This is a genomic window from Nonomuraea endophytica, assembly GCF_014203235.1.
In the GTDB taxonomy this organism is placed as follows: Bacteria; Actinomycetota; Actinomycetes; order Streptosporangiales; family Streptosporangiaceae; genus Nonomuraea; species Nonomuraea endophytica.
The window spans coordinates 373,224-390,102 of sequence record NZ_JACHIN010000005.1 but is presented as its reverse complement, the minus strand read 5'-3'; the positions used below and the strand labels follow the sequence as shown (position 1 = coordinate 390,102).

Sequence of the window (16,879 nt, the reverse complement as noted above, 5' to 3'; positions counted from 1 at the left end):
CCATAATCGGGATCATGAGGCGCAGGTGGGTGTCCGTCGTGTTGACGGCCGCGCTGCTGACCGGTGGTGTGGCCGCGGCGGATGTGACGACGCGGGGCGAGGCGGCCGCGCGCACCGATGATCCGGGCGGCATGAGCTCGCGGACCGGCGAGGTGGAGCGCGCGGTCGCGCCGCTGCCCCCGCCCCGGGGGCCGTGGCCGACATCCGGGGGTCTCATGGTGATGCTTCACCTGGTTCTGGATGATCCGGCGGACCTCGCCCCGATCGCCGCGGCGGTCAAGGGGCTTGCCGCGGTGGACGAAGTCTCACGGCACATGTGAGGCGCGGCCATGAGAGTCATCGTCGTCGGCGGCAGCGGCTTCCTGGGCAGTGAGCTCGCCCGGCGGGCCGCGGCCGACGGCCATCAGGTGGCCGCCACCTTTCTGACCCGCCCGGGTCAGGCGCGGGGAGCCGAGTGGCTGAGGCTCGACGTCCGCGACCGCGCCGCTGTCGCCGCCCGGATCGCCGAGTTCGGCCCTGACGTGGTGGTCAACGCGGCCTACCGGCCCTCTGACTGGGTGACGACGGCGGTGGGCGCCGCTCATGTGGCCGGGGCGGTGTCCGAGAGCGGCGGGCGTCTGGTCCACGTGTCCAGCGATGCCGTCTTCTCCGGTCAGGCGGTCGTCTATGCGGAAACGAGCGTCCCTGACCCGATCAGCCCCTACGGCGCGGCGAAGGCGGCGGCTGAGGTGGCCGTGCGGGCGATGGTCCCCGCGGCGGCGATCGTGCGGACCTCGCTGATCGTCGGGGACGGCGGTTCGTCGCACGAGGCGTTCGCCCACGCGCTGGCGGCGGGGCGGGAGGGCGTGTTGTTCACCGACGACGTGCGCTGCCCCGTGCACGTCGCCGATCTCGCCGCCGCGCTCCTGGAGCTCACGGGTCCGGACGGGGCGGGGGTCCACCACGTCGCCGGTGCGGACGCGGTGAGCCGGTACGAGCTGGGATGCCTGATCGCGCGCCGGGACGGGCTCGACCCCGCCCGCCTGCCGAGCGGCACCCGAGCGGCCACGGACCTGCGCGGGCCCCTCGACGTGCGGCTGGACTGCCGGGTCACCCAGGCACGGCTGCGGACCCGGCTGCGCGGCGCCCGCGAGTTCATGACGTGACCCTCAAACAGCCCAAGGCCGCGCACGCGCTGCGGACGTGCGCTGCCTTGGGGTGAGGCCGGTGGCGGCGCACGTCCGGACGTGCGCCGCCTGGTGTCGTGTTATCCGGCGGCGTCCTCGGGGTCGCACGTCTCCGCCAGGTCGGCGCCGAACCCCTGGATCGGCTTGGCCCGCTTGAGCGCGTCCAGCAGGGACTCCACCTTCTGTCCGGCCAGCTTCCCGGCGAGCGCCCCGTCGGGGCTCTCCCCGGTCATGAGCGCCTTGTTCTGTACGGCGGTGCGCACCCGCCCCTCGTACTCCCCTTGACCGATGACCTCCCCGTCGTACGGCAGGATCGCCCCCGAGCCGAGGCTGCCCCAGGTCCCCTTGGCGGGGTCGTCCGAGCAGGGATCGTCACGCCAGCGCAGGGCCGCGATGTAGGTGTGCCCGGCCTCGACCCGAGGCCGGCCCTCCAGCGCGAACTTGGCCGTCCCGGCGCCGTCGTTGTCGTTGAAGGCCGAGCCGTACGTCCGGAAGTCCCAGGCCCCCGCGGGCGGCTTGAGCGCGCCGTCCCCGGACCACAGGACCTTGTCGATGCGGGCGTGAACGGTGCGGTAGGTGAGGCCTTCCCGCCGTTCGATCTCGCTGTCCTGCGGTGGTTGCTCGGTCTCGCCGGTCACGGTGTAGGTGACGACGTGCTGGGCGCCGGACACCCAGTGGTCGGCGGTCTGGCTGTCGACGACCTCCAGGCCGTGGCCCATGACGATGGCGTCACGGGGGCCGGCCGAAGGGTTCGCGGCGGCGCCGCCGTTCATCATGAGGACGCCGGTGGCCAGGACCGCCGCGCCCGCCAGCGCCGAGAGGGAGATCGTGGAAGTGCGGTTCATGGAGCTCCTCCAGCGGGCTAGTAGACCTCGTTGATGAAGTACTTGTTGTTGGCCCCGAGCGAGCCCGGGGGGATCCTGCCCGTCTGCATGCACCCGAGGCGGCTGTCCTGGTAGTGGATCTCGGGGTCGGTGTTGAATCCGTGCAGGAGCCCCACCACGTGGCCGGTCTCGTGGCAGGTGACCCCGTGCTTCTGGTAATAGCCGTTGCCCGCGATGCGGACGTAGGTCTGGTCGCAGCGCCAGTTGTTGCCGTTGACGCGGTCGTTGCACCACGCCACGCCGATGGCGCCGTCGAGGCCCCGGCTGTCTTCCTGGTAGACGATGTCGGTCTCCGCCTCGCCGTCGAAGACGGGGCTGTAGTCGTAGGAGACGCTGAGGTTGGTGGGGTCGTACTGCTGGTAGAGCATCTCGCCGAGTTCCAGCTTGTCGAGGTCCTCGACCTTGCCCCACCCGGAGGAGTCGGCGTAGTACGTGAGCGTGCTGTTGTCGGTGAGGCAGACGGTGGCCGAGCCGGTCGGCTCGCCGCCGAGGTCGGCGCAGGTGGGGCGGTATCTGTCGTTGGGGTAGATGCCGTCGTAGCCGGGGGCGGCGGCGGAGGCCTGCAGCGGGGCCAGCACGGCGACCACGCCGATCAGCACGGCGACGATGCGCGCCGGGGCCGATCTGCCGAGGGTCGCGGCGTGCTTGGCGTACGTGTGGAGCAAGGCAGCGTTCCTTCCATGCGGGTAACGGTGCGAACGAGCTCTTGGCGCAGGCCGGCCTGCTGGCGGAGTCCGCGGGGAAGGGCGCGCCGTCGCGGACTCCGTCAGTGAGGTGATCTTGGTGAGCCCGGTGCTAAACCGACATAAGTTCTGGGCTCGAAGAGATCTGATCACTCAGTGATCAGATCTGTCAAGATGTCAGAAAACGGCGACAAGTCCTGATATTTCGAGGGATTGGCGCTCTTGGCCAGGTCAGTCCGGGAAGCGGATGTACACCGGCGGCACGGTCGCGGCGAGCCAGACACCGTTGGCGGTCAGGTGGAAGTCATGACCGGAGGCGTGCATGGCGGCGGAGTCGACGACGAGGATGACCGGGCGGCCGCGGCGGGCGCCCACGCGCCGGGCGGTCTCGCGGTCGGGGGAGAGGTGCACGTGGTGACGGTTCATCGGGCGCAGGCCCTCGGCCCTGATGGCCGGCAGCACCCGGGCCACCGTGCCGTGGAACAGGATCTCGGGCGGCGTCGCGACCGGCAGGTCCAGGTCGACGGGGATCGAGTGGCCCTGGTTGGCGCGGATGCGGCCGTCATCGACGGTGAAGCGGCGCTTGTCGTTCTGGGCGACGGCCGCGTCGAGCTCATCCCCGGTGATCGGGAAGCCGTGGGCAGTGGCGGCGGCCAGGAACGTGCCGATGTCCGTCCAGCCGTTGGGGTCGAGCTCCAGGCCGATCCGGCCGGGCTCGTGCCGCAGGTGCTTGGACTGGTACTTCGAGACACGCACCAGCCGCCGCTCGTCCATCAGCGCAGTCCGGCGAACAGGTCGTCCTCGTGGTCGGGGGCCTCGACCGTGGAGCTGACGCGGATGAAGGCCTCGTGGGAGAAGACCATCTTCTGTGCCTCGTCGGGCATCTGCAGGACGAAGATGCTGTCGCCCTGGCTGGCGTGCGCGCGCAGCGCCTTGAGCTTGCGCTCTATCATCGCGGAGACGTCCACGACGGAGGTGATGAGCTCGTCGGGGGTGCCGAAGTCGGCGTCGGGGTCGAAGTCCTCGCCGAAGTCGACGCCTGCGGCCTTCATCTGCTCGAACATCTCGCGCATCCGCGCGCGGGGGATGGCGGTGTAGTAGAACTTCGCCGGGATGCCCGTGCTCTTCGCCGCGGCGAGCGCGACGCGGTGGGCCTGGATGTGGTCGGGGTGGCCGTAGCCGCCGTTTTCGTCGTAGGTGACGACGACCTGCGGGCGGTAGCGCTCGATCAGGGCGCTCAGCTTGGCGGCGGCCTCCTCGACCGGCACGTTGGCGAAGGAGGAGGCGTCATGGTTGGCGTCCCAGCCGTCCATGCCGGAGTCCTGGTAGCCGAGCAGCTCCACGTGGGTGATGCCCAGGTGCCCGGCCGACTCGCGCAGCTCGGCCAGCCGCTGCTGGGCCACGGCGGCGGCGTCATGGCCTTCCTGACCCGGCTTCACCCCGCCCACGCCGTCGCCCTGCTCCCCGTTGGTGCAGGTCACGAGGACGGTGCGGATGCCCTCGTCGGCATAGCGCGCGAGAATGCCACCGGTGCTCAGGACCTCGTCGTCGGGGTGGGCGTGCACGGCCATCAGCGTCAGTTGGTCCATGAAGGTGGAGCCTACTCGGCGAGCCCGACAAATCCCGTCCGGGTCTCGCACGGCGGCCGGTACGGCAGGCCGGGGAAGTGCGTGGCCCATTCCGCCTCGGTGATCCGGGGGAAGGCGGCCTCGCACAACCGGGCGGCCAGCCGTACCGTGGCGGTCTCCCAGACCAGCGCCGTGCGGTCGTGACTGCCGGTCGCCACGGTGTGGCCGTCGGGACCGAACGCGACGGAGGAGACCCCGTCGGCGTGCGCGCCGAGCGCGGCCATCTCCACGGGGCGGCGGCGGTCGGCCAGGTCCCACAGACGCAGCGAGCGGTCGTTGCCCGTCGTGGCCAGCCGGCGGCCGTCCGGGCTGAAGGCGACCATGGAGACGCTGCCGGTGTGACCGTTGAGCGTGGCCAGCGCGTGGGCGTGCGCGGGGTCGGTGACGTCCCAGAGGCGGGCGGTGCGGTCGAAGCTCGCGGTGGCCAGCGTGCGGCCGTCGGGGCTGAAGGCGAGGGAGTTGATGCCGTCGGCGTGGCCGGTCAGCGTGGACAGGGGGATGGGGCGGCTCAGGTCGGTGACGTTCCACAGCCGGGCGTCGTGGTCCCAGCCGGCGGTGGCCAGGGTGCGGCCATCGGGGCTGAAGGCGAGCGTGTTGACGCCTTCGGCGTCGGCCGTGAAGCCGCCCGAGTGGCGGGGCCGGCGGGGGTCGCGCACGTCGGTGAACCGCACGGTGGTGTCCAGGCTCGCGCTGGCCAGGGTGGCGCCGTCGGGGGAGAAGGCGACGGCGTTGACGTTGGCGGTGTGGCCGGTGAGCGTCGCGAGCGGGCCGGGGCGGGCGGCGGCGACGTCCCAGAGCCGGACGGTGCGGTCGTAGGCGGCGGTGGCCGCTGTGGCGCCGTCGGGGCTGAACGTCACGCCCCAGACGGCCGCGTCGTGGCCGGTCAGGACGGCGCGCTGCCGGGTGCGGCCGGGCTCGGCGACGTCCCACAGGTGCAGCGCGCGGTCCTCCCCGACGGTCGCGAGCGTGCGGCCGCCGGGGCTGAACGCCAGCCAGTAGACGCCGCCGGTGTGCCCGGTCAGCGCGGGATAGGGCAGGTCCCAGAGCCGGACGGTGTAGTCGTCGCTGGCCGAGGCCAGCGTGCGCCCGCCGGGGGCGAACACGGCCGAGACCGCGTTGCCGGTGTGGCCGGTGAACGTGGTCAGTGCCCGGGGCCGGTCCGGGTCGGCGACGTCGGTCAGGCGCACGGCGTCGTCGTGCCCGGCGCTGACGAGCGTGCGGCCGTCGGTGCTGAAGGCGACCGAGCGCACGATGTCCTCGTGCTCGCCGACGAGCCCCCGCGCCCGCGCGCGGGTCCCGTCGACCTGCCAGAGGCGGACGTCGCCGTCGTTGCCGGCCGTGGCGAGCAGGTGGCCGTCCGGCCGGTACGCCACCCAGGCCACAGGGCCGATGTGCCCACGCAGGGAGACCGGCCGGCCGGGGCCGGCCAGATCCCACAGCCGGGCGGTGTGGTCGAAGCAGCCGGTGGCCAGCGTGCGCCCGTCGGGACTGAACGCCACCGACACCACGGCGGCGCGGTGACCCCGCAGGCTCGCCGCGACCCGCAGCCCGGCGACGTCCCACACCCGGGCGATGCGGTCGTCGCTCGCCGTGGCCAGCAGCCTGCCGTCGGGGCTGAAGGCGACCGCGTTCACGTTGGCGTCGTGCGGCAGTACGGCCGGCGGCCGCCCGGGATCGGAAAGGTGCCACAGCCGCACCGTGTGGTCCCAGCTCGCCGTGGCGGCCAGCCGGCCGTCGGGGCTGAAGGCGGCGGCGTTGACGTTGCCGCGGTGCCCGGTCAGCACCGCCAGCCGGCGCGGCCGGTGCGGATGGGTGATGTCCCAGAGCTGCGCGGTCCGGTCGCGGCTCGCGCTGATCAGCGTGTGGCCGTCCGGGCTCACCGCGACCGAGTTGACCCGGTCACTGTGGCCGGTCAGCCGGGTGGCGTACGGGGTGGCGAAGACGCGCAGCAGGCTGTTGCGCGCGTCCTCGGTGGGCGACAGGCGGTAGGCGGCCAGGCTGAGCTGCGCGGACAACGCAGGGTCGGTCTGGCGGAGCCGGTCGGCCTCGCCGGCGACCTTCTGCGACAGGGCCAGGTCGCGCTGGCGGGTGGCGGCCTGCTCGGAGCGGACGGCGTAGATCATGGTGGCCGTGGTCAGCATCACCAGGACGGCCAGCAGCGCCGTGAGCCGCCGCAGCCGCCGGGCCCGCCGCCGGGCCGCGGCCTGGTCCTCGGCCGCCGCGGTGGCGCTGGCGGCCAGGAAGTCGCGTTCCCTCGGCGACAGGAGCGGACGGTGGGCGGCCGCCCACTCCAGGGCGACGGCCAGGCGGGTGCCGCGGTGCAGCGCGGCGTGGTCCCTGCTCTCCTCCTCCCACGCCTCGGCCGCCTCGGTGATCTGGCGGTGGACGCGCAGGCCGTCGCGGTCATCGGCCAGCCAGGCGCGCAGGCGCGGCCAGGACCTGATCAGCGCTTCGTGCGCGATCTCCACGGCGTCGCCGTGCAGGGTGATGAGCCGGGCGCGGGCCAGCGCTTCGAGCACCTCGGCGGCCTGCGGATGGTCGAGTTCGCCGCGGGAGATGCGGCGTCTGGTGTCCTCGGTGCCCTCGCCGAGCGCGGTCAGCCGGAGGAAGATCTGCCGGACCAGTGCCTGCCCGTCCGCGCCGAGCGCGTTGTAGACCGCCTCCGAGCTCTGGGCGACGGCGCGTTCGATGCCGCCGGTGGCCTCGTACCCGGTCAGGCTGACCGTGTTGCCGCGCCGCCGCCGCCAGGTCTCCAGCAGCGTGTGGGACAGCAGCGGCAGCACGCCCGCCTGGCCGGTGGCGTCGGCGACCAGCCGGGAGACCAGCGCGGTCTCGACCCGGTAGCCCAGGTCGACGGCCGGTTGCGTGATCGCCAGGTGAAGCTCTTCCGCGGTCATCGGGCCGACGAGCACCTGCGCGTCCTGCAGGACCTCGGCCAGGCCGGGGTGCTGGGCGCAGTGGTGGTAGAAGTCGGTGCGCACGCCGATGACGACGCGGGTGCGGTTGCCGGGATCGCCGGCCGCGGCCACCAGCGCCGCGATGAAGGCGGCCCGCTCCGCGGCGTCCTGGCACAGCGTGAACACCTCCTCGAACTGGTCGGCGACCAGCACGAAGTCCTGCTCCGAACCCTCTTTGGCCACGACCTGCCTGGTCAGCAGGCCGAGGTCGGCGGGCCGTTCGGTCAGCTCCCTGAGCAGCCCTCCTGGCGCGACGCCGAGCATCGCGCCCAGACCCGTCGCGTACTCGCGCAGCGGATGGGCGCCCGGGGTCAGCACCAGCGAGGGCCGCCCCGCGAGCGCGGGCAGCAGCCCCGCGCGCAGCAGCGACGACTTCCCCGAGCCCGACGCCCCCAGCACCGCGACGAACCGCCGCTCCGACACCATCGTCCGCACCCGCTCCACGAGCCGCTCCCGGCCGTGGAAGCGCTCGGCGTCCTGCTGCCTGAAGGCCGCCAGTCCGAGGTACGGCGCCGCCGCCTCGTCGACCGGCTCCTCCGGGGCCAGCTCGTCGGCCAGCCCGTACCATCGGGCCCGCCACTCCTGAAGGTCCCCGCCACATGAGGCGACATAAGCCAACGTCACCGACAAACTCGGAAGTTTACGGCCCCCGGCCGCCTCAGAAAGGGTGCTGGCCGAATAATGCGCGCGTTTGGCGAGTTCCCGGTACGACGGCGTCCCGGCCTTTTCCCTGAGTTTCCTCAGGTCCGCCGCGAACCGCGATAACCCGTCGTCAGCCGGGCCCAGCGGGCGTTCCTGGCGAGGTATCGTCGCCCCCCTTGTCGATAGGCGGCCGGGGTTCATTGTTCAGCGGTTGATGTTCGGTGTCCAGCGCGTGAGACCGAACAACGCCTTTACTCCTATACAGGGAGGCGTCCGCGAAAGCCGGAATACCGAACCCGGAAAACGAGGGGAAATGACCATGAAGAGACTCGCGGTGGCACTCGTCGCCTCCGTCGCGCTGCTGGGGCTCGCCGTCCCGGCCCAGGCGGCTCCCGTCCGCGCGGCCGAGGTCTCGGCCGCCGCGCTGCCCACGAAGTGCAACAACATCGGCTGGGGCCCGAGCCTGGTGTGCATCGACATCAACGCCGGGGAGCGGTGGATCACCGTCTGGTACGACCGCAGGGACGGGGTCGGCCGCCAGTGGGTGCACGGCCTGTCGTACACGGGCCCTGATGGAAACCACCAGGACGAGGGCGGTTTCTACATCAACCCCGGTGAGCTCAAGGGGTACCGCTGGTACAACGTGCCCACCGGTCGCGGTGGCTACGTAGGTTTCGTGCGCACGGACGCCGGCACCGACAACACCGGCACGCTCTGGATCTAGCGACCGGGGGCGGGGGTCCAGGAGGGGGCCCCGCCCCCACGCGGTCAGCGGGCGGCGACCGTGGCGGCGAGCACCAGGCAGGCAGCGCCGAGTGCGTGGGCGCTGTCGTCCCACGGCCGCACCGAGATCTCCAGGCCCGACAGGACGCCGCCCTCCACCGCGGGGCGGAACCCCGGCTCCAGATAGGGCCACAGCACATGGCTCTCACCGATGACCGTGAGGGCCCGCACCGCCAGCACGTTCACTATCCCGGCCGCCGCCCGGCCCAGCGTGGCTCCCGCCTCGGCCATCAGGTCGCGGATGCCGGGCGTGTCGGCCAGCGCGAGCGCGTGCAGCTCGTCCACGGCCACCGCCCGCGAGGTCAGCCCCCGCTCCACCGCCCGAGCGGCCAGCGCGTAGTCCGCGGCGTAGGTCTCCACGCAGCCGCGCCGCCCGCACACGCACGGCGGGCCGAGCGGGTCGACGGGCACGTGCCCGAACTCCCCGGCCACCCCGTCCGGTCCCCGGTGCACCCGCCTTCCGAGCACGATGCCCATGCCGACGCCCCCGCCGACGGCCAGCACGAGGAAGTCGTCGTGGTCGCGCCCGGTGCCGAACAGCAGCTCGGCCGTGGTGCTGGCACGCGTGTCGTTGTCGATCAGCACCGGCACCGGCAGCAGCTCGGCCAGGCGCGGGCGTAGGGCCAGGTCCGACCAGCCGAGGTGCGGCGAGAGCCGTACCACTCCCTTGGCGGGGTCGATCACGCCGGGCACGGCGAGCCCGACGCCGCGCACGCGCTCGCCCGTGCCCGGCTCGCCGAGCACCTCCAGGCACATCTTGGCCAGCTGCTCCACGGGCTCGGCGCGCGGGTCGAAGGGCTGGGTGAAGCGGCGTACCTCGCTGCCGTTGAGCCGCATGAGCACCCCCACGACGTGGGTGTGGTGCACGCGCAGGCCGAGCGTGTACGCGGCGTCGGGCAGCACCTCCAGCGGCACTCTCGGCCGGCCTCGCCCGCTCACCTGTGGAGCGAGTTCTCGCAGGTAGCCTAGGTCGATGAGCCTCCGCGTGTGCTCGGTGACGGTGGCCGCACCGAGCCCAAGCCGGGCCGCGATCTCCGAGCGGTTGAGCGGCTCCCGCCCGAGCATGGCCAGGATCTCCGCCCTGACCAGATCTTCGCGCAATGTTCCTCCTGCCCCTTGACGTCCTCGGCCGACCAAGCCTAGGGTCCACGACCATAATAATTTCGTCGCCGAAATTAAGGAAACCGCACATGAAGGGCTTTCTGGCAGCGGGGCTCGCGCTCATCCTCGGAGCGACCGCCTGTGGCGGTGGCGGTGCATCTGGTACGGCGGGCGGCGCCAAGCAGGACGACGGCACGGTCACCCTCGACTGGGAGATGTGGGCGGGCAGCGAGGACGAGAAGGCCCAGCTGGACCACCTCGCCAAGCTCGTCACCCAGCAGAACCCCAAGATCAAGATCGCGCTGCGCACCGCGCCGTTCAACGACTACTTCACCAAGCTCCAGACCGAGTTCGCCGCCGGCAAGCAGGCGTGCATCGTCTCCATGCAGAGCCTGCGCCTCGGCGCGTACGCCGACCTCTTGGAGCCGCTGACCGCCCCCGAGGGGTTCGCCCCTGCCTCGCTGGAGGCGCTGAAGATGGGCGGAAAGCAGCTCGCCCTGCCGTACGACCTGGCCTCGATGCTCGTCTACTACAACAAGGACGCCTTCGCGAAGGCCGGGCTGCCCGAGCCGAAGGCGGGCTGGACCGTCGCCGACTTCGAGAAGGCCGCGAAGACCCTGTCGACCGGGGGCAAGGCCGGGTTCGGCATGTCGTTCTCCGACCTGCACACGCTGTCGCTGCTGCTGTCCTACAACGGGGCCGCGCCGGTCACCCAGGACGTCAAGCTGCAACTGGACAGCCAGCCGATGGTCGACGCCCTCACCTGGTACGCGGGCCTGGCCAAGAGCAAGTCCGGCAGTGTGCCCGCCTCCTCGGCCGAAGGCGGCTGGGGTGAGACGCAGTTCGTCAACGGCAACGCGATGATGGCCGTGGACGGCTCCTGGAACCTCGGCTCCCACATCAAGGACGCCAAGTTCGACGTCGGCCTCGCGCCGCTGCCCGCCGGGGCGAACGGGTCCAAGACCTACGTCGCCGGCTCCGGCTTCGGCGTGGCCAAGAGCTGCCCCTACAAGGCCGAGGCGATCAAGGTGGTCGAGACGCTGACCGGCAAGGACGCCCAGGCCTACCTCGCCGGCGTCGGGCGCGGCTTCCCCTCCCGCACCGAGCAGCAGGCCGGCTACGAGGAGTTCCTGGTCAAGCAGAACGCCGGCAAGGCCGCCGACGTCAAGGCGGCCATGGGCGCGGTCAGGGAGGGGCTGGCCGGCGGCACCCCGCTGTTCACCACCAAGAACTGGGACAACGTCAACAAGCTCATGGCCCAGTACTTCCTGCAGGTCTACACCGGGGCCCAGGCGCCCAAGGACGCCCTGGCCACCATCCAGCAGCAGGGAGCGCGCGGCCAGTGAGGACTCGCGAGACGTGGAGCGCGCTCGGGTTCGCCACCCCGAGCGTGCTCGGCCTCGGGCTGTTCACGCTGTTCCCCGTCGGCATGGCCGTGGTCATGAGCTTCTTCAACTGGCCGATGCTGGGCGGCAGCGAGTTCATCGGGCTCGACAACTTCCGCTACCTGTTCGGCGAGGACCCCGACTTCCTGGCCGCGCTGCGCAACACGTTCGTCTTCACCGGCCTGTACGTGCCGCTGAACATCCTGCTCGCGCTCGGCCTGGCCTTCTGGATCAGCAACTCGCGCTGGCAGAACCTGTGGCGGGTGCTGTTCTTCATCCCGGCGATCACCCCGATGGTGGCCAACGCGGTCATCTTCAAGCTGCTCTTCCAGCTCGTCGGCACCGAGCCGAACCTGCTGGCCGACGGCCGTACGGCGCTGCTGTCGGTGGTCGCGATGAGCGTGTGGCAGGGCTTCGGCTACAACATGATCGTGTTCTCGGCGGCGATCAACGAGATGCCCAAGCCGGTGCTGGAGGCCGCCTCGCTGGACGGCGCCACCGGCCTGCGCCGCCTGGTGAGCGTGCAGCTGCCGCTGATCTCGCCCGCGCTGTTCTTCGCCACCACCATGACGGTGATCACCGCGCTGCAGGTGTTCACGCAGCCGTACATCCTCACGGCCGGCGGTCCCGGCAACGCCACCGAGACCCTCGTCATGAACGTCTACCAGGCCGGCTTCCAGTCGCGTGACCTGGGCCTGGCCGCCGCGGCGGCGTGGGTGCTGTTCGCGATCATCCTGGTCGTCACGTTCGTGCAGTTCCTCGGCCAGAAGCGGTGGGTGCACTATGAAAGTTAAGAGCCCCCTGAAGAGCACCGTCTCGCACGCTCTGCTGGCCGCGGTCACACTGGCCTTCCTCTACCCGCTGATCTTCGCCGTCGCCACCGCGCTGAAGCCCGCCGGGGAGACCTTCTCCGACCCCGGCTCGCTCGTGGGCTCCTCGATCCGCTGGCAGAACTTCGCCGACGTCTTCACCTACGTGCCCTTCCAGCGCTACATCCTCAACGGGGTGCTGGTCGCCGGCGTCGGCACGCTCGTGGTGCTGACCGCCTCGGCGCTGTCGGCCTACGCCTTCGCCGCGCTGCGCTGGCGCGGCCGCGACGGCGTCTTCCTGATCTTCCTGGCCACGCTGATGGTGCCGCAGGAAGTGCTGGTCGTGCCCATGTTCATCCTCATGCAGTCGCTCGGCTGGGTGGACACCTACCAGGCGCTGATCTTCCCGTGGGCGTTCACCGCGTTCGGCACGTTCCTGCTGCGCCAGTTCTTCCGCTCGGTGCCGCGCGAGATGCAGGAGGCCGCCCGCATCGACAGCGCCGGAGAGCTGCGCATCTTCACCCAGATCATGCTGCCGATGGCCAGGCCCGCGCTCGGCGTGCTCGCCGTCTTCACCTTCATCAACTACTGGAACAGCTTCCTGTGGCCGCTCATCATGATCAACGACGTGAGCGCGCGGGGCACCGTCCCGCTCGGCCTGCAGCTGTTCTTCGGGCAGAACGGCAACCAGTGGCACCTGGTCATGGCCGCCTCCATCGTCTCCATCCTGCCGACCCTGCTGCTGCTCATCGCCCTGCAGAAGCACCTGGTCAAGGGCATCGCCACCGCCGGCCTGGCCGGCCGCTGAAAGGATCGGTCTTGCTGCAGTTCGACCGCCGCGTCGGGCCCGACCTGGGCGTCACCTACCCGTCGCGGGAGGTCCCCGCGTGGTTCAGGGACGCCAAGTTCGGGGTGTTCGTCCACTGGGGCCTCTACTCGGTGCCCGGATGGGCCAGCCCCCGGCTGCCGGGGCAGAACGTGCCGGCGGAACTCGAATACAGCCACCACCAATATGCCGAGTGGTACGCCAACACCGTCCGCATCCCCGGCTCGCCCGCGCAGGACTTCCACGAGCGCAGGTACGGCGTCGGCGTCTCCTACGAGGACCTCGCCGACGTCTGGACCGCCGAGGCGTTCGACCCGGCCGGATGGATGCGCCTGTTCGCCGAGAGCGGCGCCCGCTACGTCGTGCCCACGGCCAAGCACCACGACGGCTTCTGCCTCTGGGACACCGCCACCACCCCGTTCAACAGCGCCCGCCGCGGCCCGCGCCGCGACCTCATGGCCGCCATGGCCGAGGAAGCGCGGGAGGCCGGGCTGCGGTTCGGCTTCTACTACTCCGGCGCGCTCGACTGGCACGTCTCGCACTTCCCGCCGATCCGCTCGCTCACCGACCTGTTCACGCTGCGCCGCAACGACGAGGCCTTCGCCCGCCACTCCTTCGAGCAGGTGGCGGAACTGGTCGACCGGCACGCCCCCGACCTGCTGTGGAACGACATCGACTGGCCGGACTCGGCCAAGGCGGGCGGGCCGTACGGGTTGAGCGAGCTTTTCGATCGCTACTACGCGCGGGTGCCCGACGGCGTGGTCAACGACCGGTGGGGGGTGGCGCACCTCGGCTACCGCACCCGCGAGTACCAGTCGGAGTCGCGCACCTCGCCGTGGGTGTGGGAGGCGACGCGCGGGCTCGGCCAGTCCTTCGGCTACAACCGGGCCGAGGACGAGCGCCACCTGCTCGGGCGCGAGGAACTGGTGCACCTGCTGGTGGACACCGTCGCCAAGAACGGCAACCTGCTGCTCAACATCGGGCCGCACGCCGACGGGTCGCTGCCGGGGGACCAGGTGGAGCGGCTGCGGTACCTGGGGGAGTGGCTGCGGGCCTTCGGGGACGCGGTCTACGGCACCCGTCCTTGGGTACGGCACGCCGAGCCGGCCGGTCAGCCGGTGCGCTACACGCTGCGGCCGGACGGCACGCTCAACGTGATCGTGCTGGACCCGGGGGCCGGGGTGCTGACCTTGGCCGGGGATCTGGTGGAGACGGCGCGGGCCACGGGGTCGTGGGGGGACGGGCCGGTCAAGATTGACTCGTCCGGAAATATCGAGATTCCCGGGGGTTTGCGGGAGCTGCCGGCCGCCGTCCTCACCATGCGAACGCCCTAGCCGCCGTTGTCGCCGTGGGGCGGGCTGACGTCAGTTGTCGCCGTGGGGCGGGCCGGCGTCAGGCCTGCCGTACCAGCTGATCGGCCTTGAGACGGGCGGCGGTCGCGGCGGCGCGCTCGCCGAGCTGCTCGGCCAGCGCGCCCTGCTTGAGCCAGTTGAACGGGCTGCACGGCCGCACCCCGATGCGCTCGCTCAGCAGCACCCTGGCCACGTCCCCGCGGCCGCCGCGCAGCGCCGCCTCCAGCAGGGTCTTCTGCACGGCGTCGCGCTGCGCGTGGCTGCCGCCGAACTCGTTGATCCGGTGCCGGATCGGATACAGCAGGTCCACCACCGTGTCGTACGCGCCGCGGCCGAAGGCGACGATCGCCCGGCACACCGGCAGGCCCACCCGGGCGGTCATCTCCTGGTTGGTGACCCCCGGGCGCGGCTCGGCGAGGTAGTGCTGCCGGTCGGCGATCAGCTTGTCCGCCTCCCGCAGGCGGCCCGAGCCGGTGTAGGCCATGACGGCGTGCATGTCGTTGAACGCGTAGAAGGCCGCGCCGGCCTTGGGTGTCCAGGCGTCGGCGAGGGCCTGCCAGCGCTCGTGCCGTATGTCGCCTTCGAGGTAGAGCCGCCACAGCAGCGCCGCCGCGTCCAGCAGCTCTATCACGCCCTGGCCGCCGGCGAGCACGGCGTCGTAGATCTCCAGGGCCCGCCCGGTGTCTCCGGCTTCGAGCGTGTAAAGGGAGTAGTGCCACCAGTTGTGCACGTTGAAGAACGTGCCGGTGGACCAGTCGTCCAGCCTGGCGTCCATGTAGCGCACGCCCTGGCCGAAGCGGCCCTGCATCTCGTAGGTGTGCACGACCGCGTGGATGCCCCAGACGTCGCGGGCGTTGAGCTCGACCGCGCGCAGGCCCACCTCCTCCGAGCGGTCGTAGTGGCCCGCCTCCTCCAGCCCGAAGGCGTACATGCCCAGCACGTGCCCGTAGTGCCGGTCGTCCTCCGACCAGCCGGTCAGCGCGCCGCCGATCCGGTCGCGCAGCGAGCGGGCGTCGCCGGTGAAGAAGTCGACCTGATGACCGGCGGCCAGGGCGAGCGCGTCGCGCGGGTGCGCCTCGGTGATCGCCTGCAGCCGGGTGCCGCAGGTGCGGAAGTCGCCGTCCAGCAGGGCCTGCACCGCCTCCACGTGCGCCCGCTCGCGGGGGAGCAGGCGGCTCTCGTCGGCGCGCGCCCGGAAGGCGGCGAAGCGCTCGCGGGCCGCCCTGGCGTCGTCCGCCTCGGTGGTGAGCAGCCCGAGGTAGGCCTGGAGCACGTTGCCCATCGCGAACCCGGGCTCCGCCTCGACGGCGGCCGCCGCGTGCCCGTCCACCTCGATCTGGAAGTGGAGCAGCGCGTCGACGGCCTGGTCGTAGTGCCGGACGGCCGCGCCGGAGCCCGTGGTCGCCAGTCCATGCTGATCCGTGGTCATATCCCCTAAACTAGTGGGTATTACGGTGGGCAGAGTGCCAGGCCCGCGCCGATGTCGGCGAGGTCGGCGTCCGGCACGAACCCCGACCCGGTGGCCGCGGCCAGCAGCCGGTTGGTGACCATCGAGGCGCGTACGACCGAGGTGGGCGGCAGCGCGTCGCGCAGCTCCTCCCACCACAGCGCCGCGACCCCCGCCACGTGCGGAGCCGCCATGCTGGTCCCGTTCTTGGCCGACAGCCCGCCGCCCAGCCGTGCCGAGAACACGTCCTTGCCCGGCGCGCACACGTCGGCGAAGGTGTTGGAGAACCGGGTCACGTCCAGCAGGCCGTCCACCTTCTGCAACGCGCCCACGGCCAGCACCCCGTCGGCCGCCGACGGCAGCTCCGCCCCCACCTCGAACGCCGGGTTCACCTCCCGCATGCTCGAGTTGCCCGAGGCCGCGATGACCAGCGTGCCCTTGTCCACGGCGGAACGCTCGGCCAGCATCCGCATCAGCGAGTCGAACAGCCGCAGGTTGGCCCGGTAGGCCTCCAGCGCCCGCGCCGTGGCCAGGAAGACCGGCAGCCCCTCGGCCACGTCCTCCTCGACGGCCTTGGTGAACGCGAACGACACCGACATCGTGATCACGTCCGCGCCCTGCTGCGTGGCCCACAGGATGGCTTCGAGCAGCGCGTCCGTGGTGCCGCCCCCGGCGTCCCTGATGACCTTGCCGATGAGTGCTTTCCTGATGCCCGGGGCGACGCCGATCCTGATGCCCTCCACCGGCCGTCCGAACACGGTGCCGGCGACGTGCGTACCGTGGCCGCGTTTGTCGCCGTTCCCGTCACCGGTGAAGTCCTTCTGCACGAACTCCATCCCCGCGAACGCCGAGTGCCCCGCGTCGATGCCCGAGTCCAGCACCGCGACCAGCGACCCCTCGCCCGTCCTGCCGGACCCCGCCGCCCCGACCGCCGCGACACCCCACGTGACGTCGGTGGGCGCGGGCGGCTCGTCCCCGTCCACGTCGATCGGCAGCCCGATCGGCATCGACGGCGCCAGCGCCGCCACACCCGGCTCGGCCGCCAGCGCCCGGGCCTCGCTCTTACTGAGGTCGACCATCTCCAGATGCGGCTCCCCCGGCCCGCCACCCGTCCGCCGAGCCTCCAGCGGCCCCGCGGTGAACGTCCGGGTCAGGTCGCGCAGCACCACGTATCTGTCGCCCATCACTTCCGCCTTTCCGAAGGTATGGGCACAGC

Annotated in this window: 14 protein-coding genes and 1 pseudogene; 7 read left to right on the top strand and 8 right to left on the bottom strand. The window is 71.7% G+C overall.

Annotation, left to right across the window (positions count from 1 at the left end; all coding sequences use genetic code 11):
* The first annotated feature begins 14 nt into the window (after nt 1–14).
* Nucleotides 15–320 carry a hypothetical protein gene (locus tag HNR40_RS20705; protein ID WP_184963665.1) on the top strand — a complete coding sequence of 102 codons (306 nt, stop codon included), beginning with the start codon at nt 15–17 and terminating at the stop codon, nt 318–320.
* A gap of 9 nt (nt 321–329) precedes the next feature.
* Nucleotides 330–1,145 carry an SDR family oxidoreductase gene (locus HNR40_RS20700; RefSeq protein ID WP_184963663.1) on the top strand — a complete coding sequence of 272 codons (816 nt, stop codon included), beginning with the start codon at nt 330–332 and terminating at the stop codon, nt 1,143–1,145.
* Between the two features lie 101 nt (nt 1,146–1,246).
* Here the strand turns inward: HNR40_RS20700 and HNR40_RS20695 are convergent, their stop codons facing one another.
* The 5 genes from HNR40_RS20695 to HNR40_RS20675 form a co-directional block, all read right to left on the bottom strand.
* Nucleotides 1,247–2,011, bottom strand: coding sequence for a hypothetical protein (locus tag HNR40_RS20695; protein ID WP_184963661.1), 765 nt, complete (start codon nt 2,009–2,011; stop codon nt 1,247–1,249).
* Nucleotides 2,012–2,028: 17 nt separating this feature from the next.
* On the bottom strand, nt 2,029–2,715 hold the full coding sequence (locus HNR40_RS20690; RefSeq protein ID WP_184963659.1) for a hypothetical protein: 687 nt from the start codon (nt 2,713–2,715) through the stop codon (nt 2,029–2,031).
* Nucleotides 2,716–2,964: 249 nt separating this feature from the next.
* Nucleotides 2,965–3,507, bottom strand: a complete 543-nt coding sequence (locus tag HNR40_RS20685) for an RNA 2'-phosphotransferase (RefSeq protein ID WP_184963657.1) — start codon at nt 3,505–3,507, stop codon at nt 2,965–2,967.
* The gene (locus HNR40_RS20680; RefSeq protein ID WP_184963655.1) at nt 3,507–4,322 is read right to left on the bottom strand and encodes a PIG-L family deacetylase; all 816 of its coding nucleotides are present in this window, start codon (nt 4,320–4,322) and stop codon (nt 3,507–3,509) included. The genes HNR40_RS20685 and HNR40_RS20680 overlap by 1 nt, the downstream gene beginning before the upstream one ends.
* Before the next feature lie 11 nt (nt 4,323–4,333).
* Nucleotides 4,334–7,942 (bottom strand): nSTAND1 domain-containing NTPase, encoded by a 3,609-nt coding sequence (locus HNR40_RS20675; RefSeq protein WP_312896470.1) that lies wholly within the window; start codon nt 7,940–7,942, stop codon nt 4,334–4,336.
* 337 nt (nt 7,943–8,279) lie between these two features.
* Here HNR40_RS20675 and HNR40_RS20670 point away from each other — a divergent pair, with 337 nt between their 5' ends.
* Nucleotides 8,280–8,684 (top strand): hypothetical protein, encoded by a 405-nt coding sequence (locus HNR40_RS20670; RefSeq protein WP_184963651.1) that lies wholly within the window; start codon nt 8,280–8,282, stop codon nt 8,682–8,684.
* 44 nt (nt 8,685–8,728) lie between these two features.
* Here the strand turns inward: HNR40_RS20670 and HNR40_RS20665 are convergent, their stop codons facing one another.
* Nucleotides 8,729–9,844: an ROK family transcriptional regulator gene (locus HNR40_RS20665; RefSeq protein WP_184963649.1), complete on the bottom strand. Its 1,116-nt coding sequence runs from the start codon at nt 9,842–9,844 to the stop codon at nt 8,729–8,731.
* Between HNR40_RS20665 and HNR40_RS20660 the strand changes: the two are divergent.
* The 4 genes and pseudogenes from HNR40_RS20660 to HNR40_RS20645 all read left to right on the top strand — a co-directional run.
* A pseudogene (locus HNR40_RS20660) lies at nt 9,844–10,896 on the top strand (ABC transporter substrate-binding protein); the annotation flags it as partial. The gene HNR40_RS20665 and the pseudogene HNR40_RS20660 sit on opposite strands and share 1 nt — an antisense overlap.
* Nucleotides 10,897–11,186: 290 nt before the next feature.
* Nucleotides 11,187–12,023, top strand: coding sequence for a carbohydrate ABC transporter permease (locus HNR40_RS20655; RefSeq protein ID WP_221340615.1), 837 nt, complete (start codon nt 11,187–11,189; stop codon nt 12,021–12,023).
* Entirely contained in the window at nt 12,013–12,846 is an 834-nt protein-coding gene (locus tag HNR40_RS20650; protein WP_184963645.1) for a carbohydrate ABC transporter permease, read from the top strand. The genes HNR40_RS20655 and HNR40_RS20650 overlap by 11 nt, the downstream gene beginning before the upstream one ends.
* Nucleotides 12,847–12,857: 11 nt before the next feature.
* Nucleotides 12,858–14,198 (top strand): alpha-L-fucosidase, encoded by a 1,341-nt coding sequence (locus tag HNR40_RS20645; protein ID WP_184963643.1) that lies wholly within the window; start codon nt 12,858–12,860, stop codon nt 14,196–14,198.
* Nucleotides 14,199–14,256: 58 nt separating this feature from the next.
* On the opposite strand, the gene HNR40_RS20640 is transcribed toward HNR40_RS20645, so the two are convergent.
* Together HNR40_RS20640 and HNR40_RS20635 are read right to left on the bottom strand one after the other, a co-directional pair.
* Nucleotides 14,257–15,645, bottom strand: coding sequence for a tetratricopeptide repeat protein (locus HNR40_RS20640; RefSeq protein WP_184963641.1), 1,389 nt, complete (start codon nt 15,643–15,645; stop codon nt 14,257–14,259).
* Nucleotides 15,646–15,665: 20 nt separating this feature from the next.
* A complete protein-coding gene (locus tag HNR40_RS20635; RefSeq protein WP_184963639.1) occupies nt 15,666–16,847 on the bottom strand; it encodes a S8 family peptidase in 1,182 nt (393 codons plus the stop codon).
* Between the last annotated feature and the right edge of the window lie 32 nt (nt 16,848–16,879).

Coding starts and splice junctions, on each gene's coding strand:
- HNR40_RS20695 (WP_184963661.1), bottom strand. CDS start 2,011: ATGAACCGCACTTCCACGATCTCCCTCTCGGCGCTGGCGGGCGCGGCG.
- HNR40_RS20640 (WP_184963641.1), bottom strand. CDS start 15,645: ATGACCACGGATCAGCATGGACTGGCGACCACGGGCTCCGGCGCGGCC.
- HNR40_RS20700 (WP_184963663.1), top strand. CDS start 330: ATGAGAGTCATCGTCGTCGGCGGCAGCGGCTTCCTGGGCAGTGAGCTC.
- HNR40_RS20680 (WP_184963655.1), bottom strand. CDS start 4,322: ATGGACCAACTGACGCTGATGGCCGTGCACGCCCACCCCGACGACGAG.
- HNR40_RS20635 (WP_184963639.1), bottom strand. CDS start 16,847: ATGGGCGACAGATACGTGGTGCTGCGCGACCTGACCCGGACGTTCACC.
- HNR40_RS20705 (WP_184963665.1), top strand. CDS start 15: ATGAGGCGCAGGTGGGTGTCCGTCGTGTTGACGGCCGCGCTGCTGACC.
- HNR40_RS20685 (WP_184963657.1), bottom strand. CDS start 3,507: ATGGACGAGCGGCGGCTGGTGCGTGTCTCGAAGTACCAGTCCAAGCAC.
- HNR40_RS20650 (WP_184963645.1), top strand. CDS start 12,013: ATGAAAGTTAAGAGCCCCCTGAAGAGCACCGTCTCGCACGCTCTGCTG.
- HNR40_RS20670 (WP_184963651.1), top strand. CDS start 8,280: ATGAAGAGACTCGCGGTGGCACTCGTCGCCTCCGTCGCGCTGCTGGGG.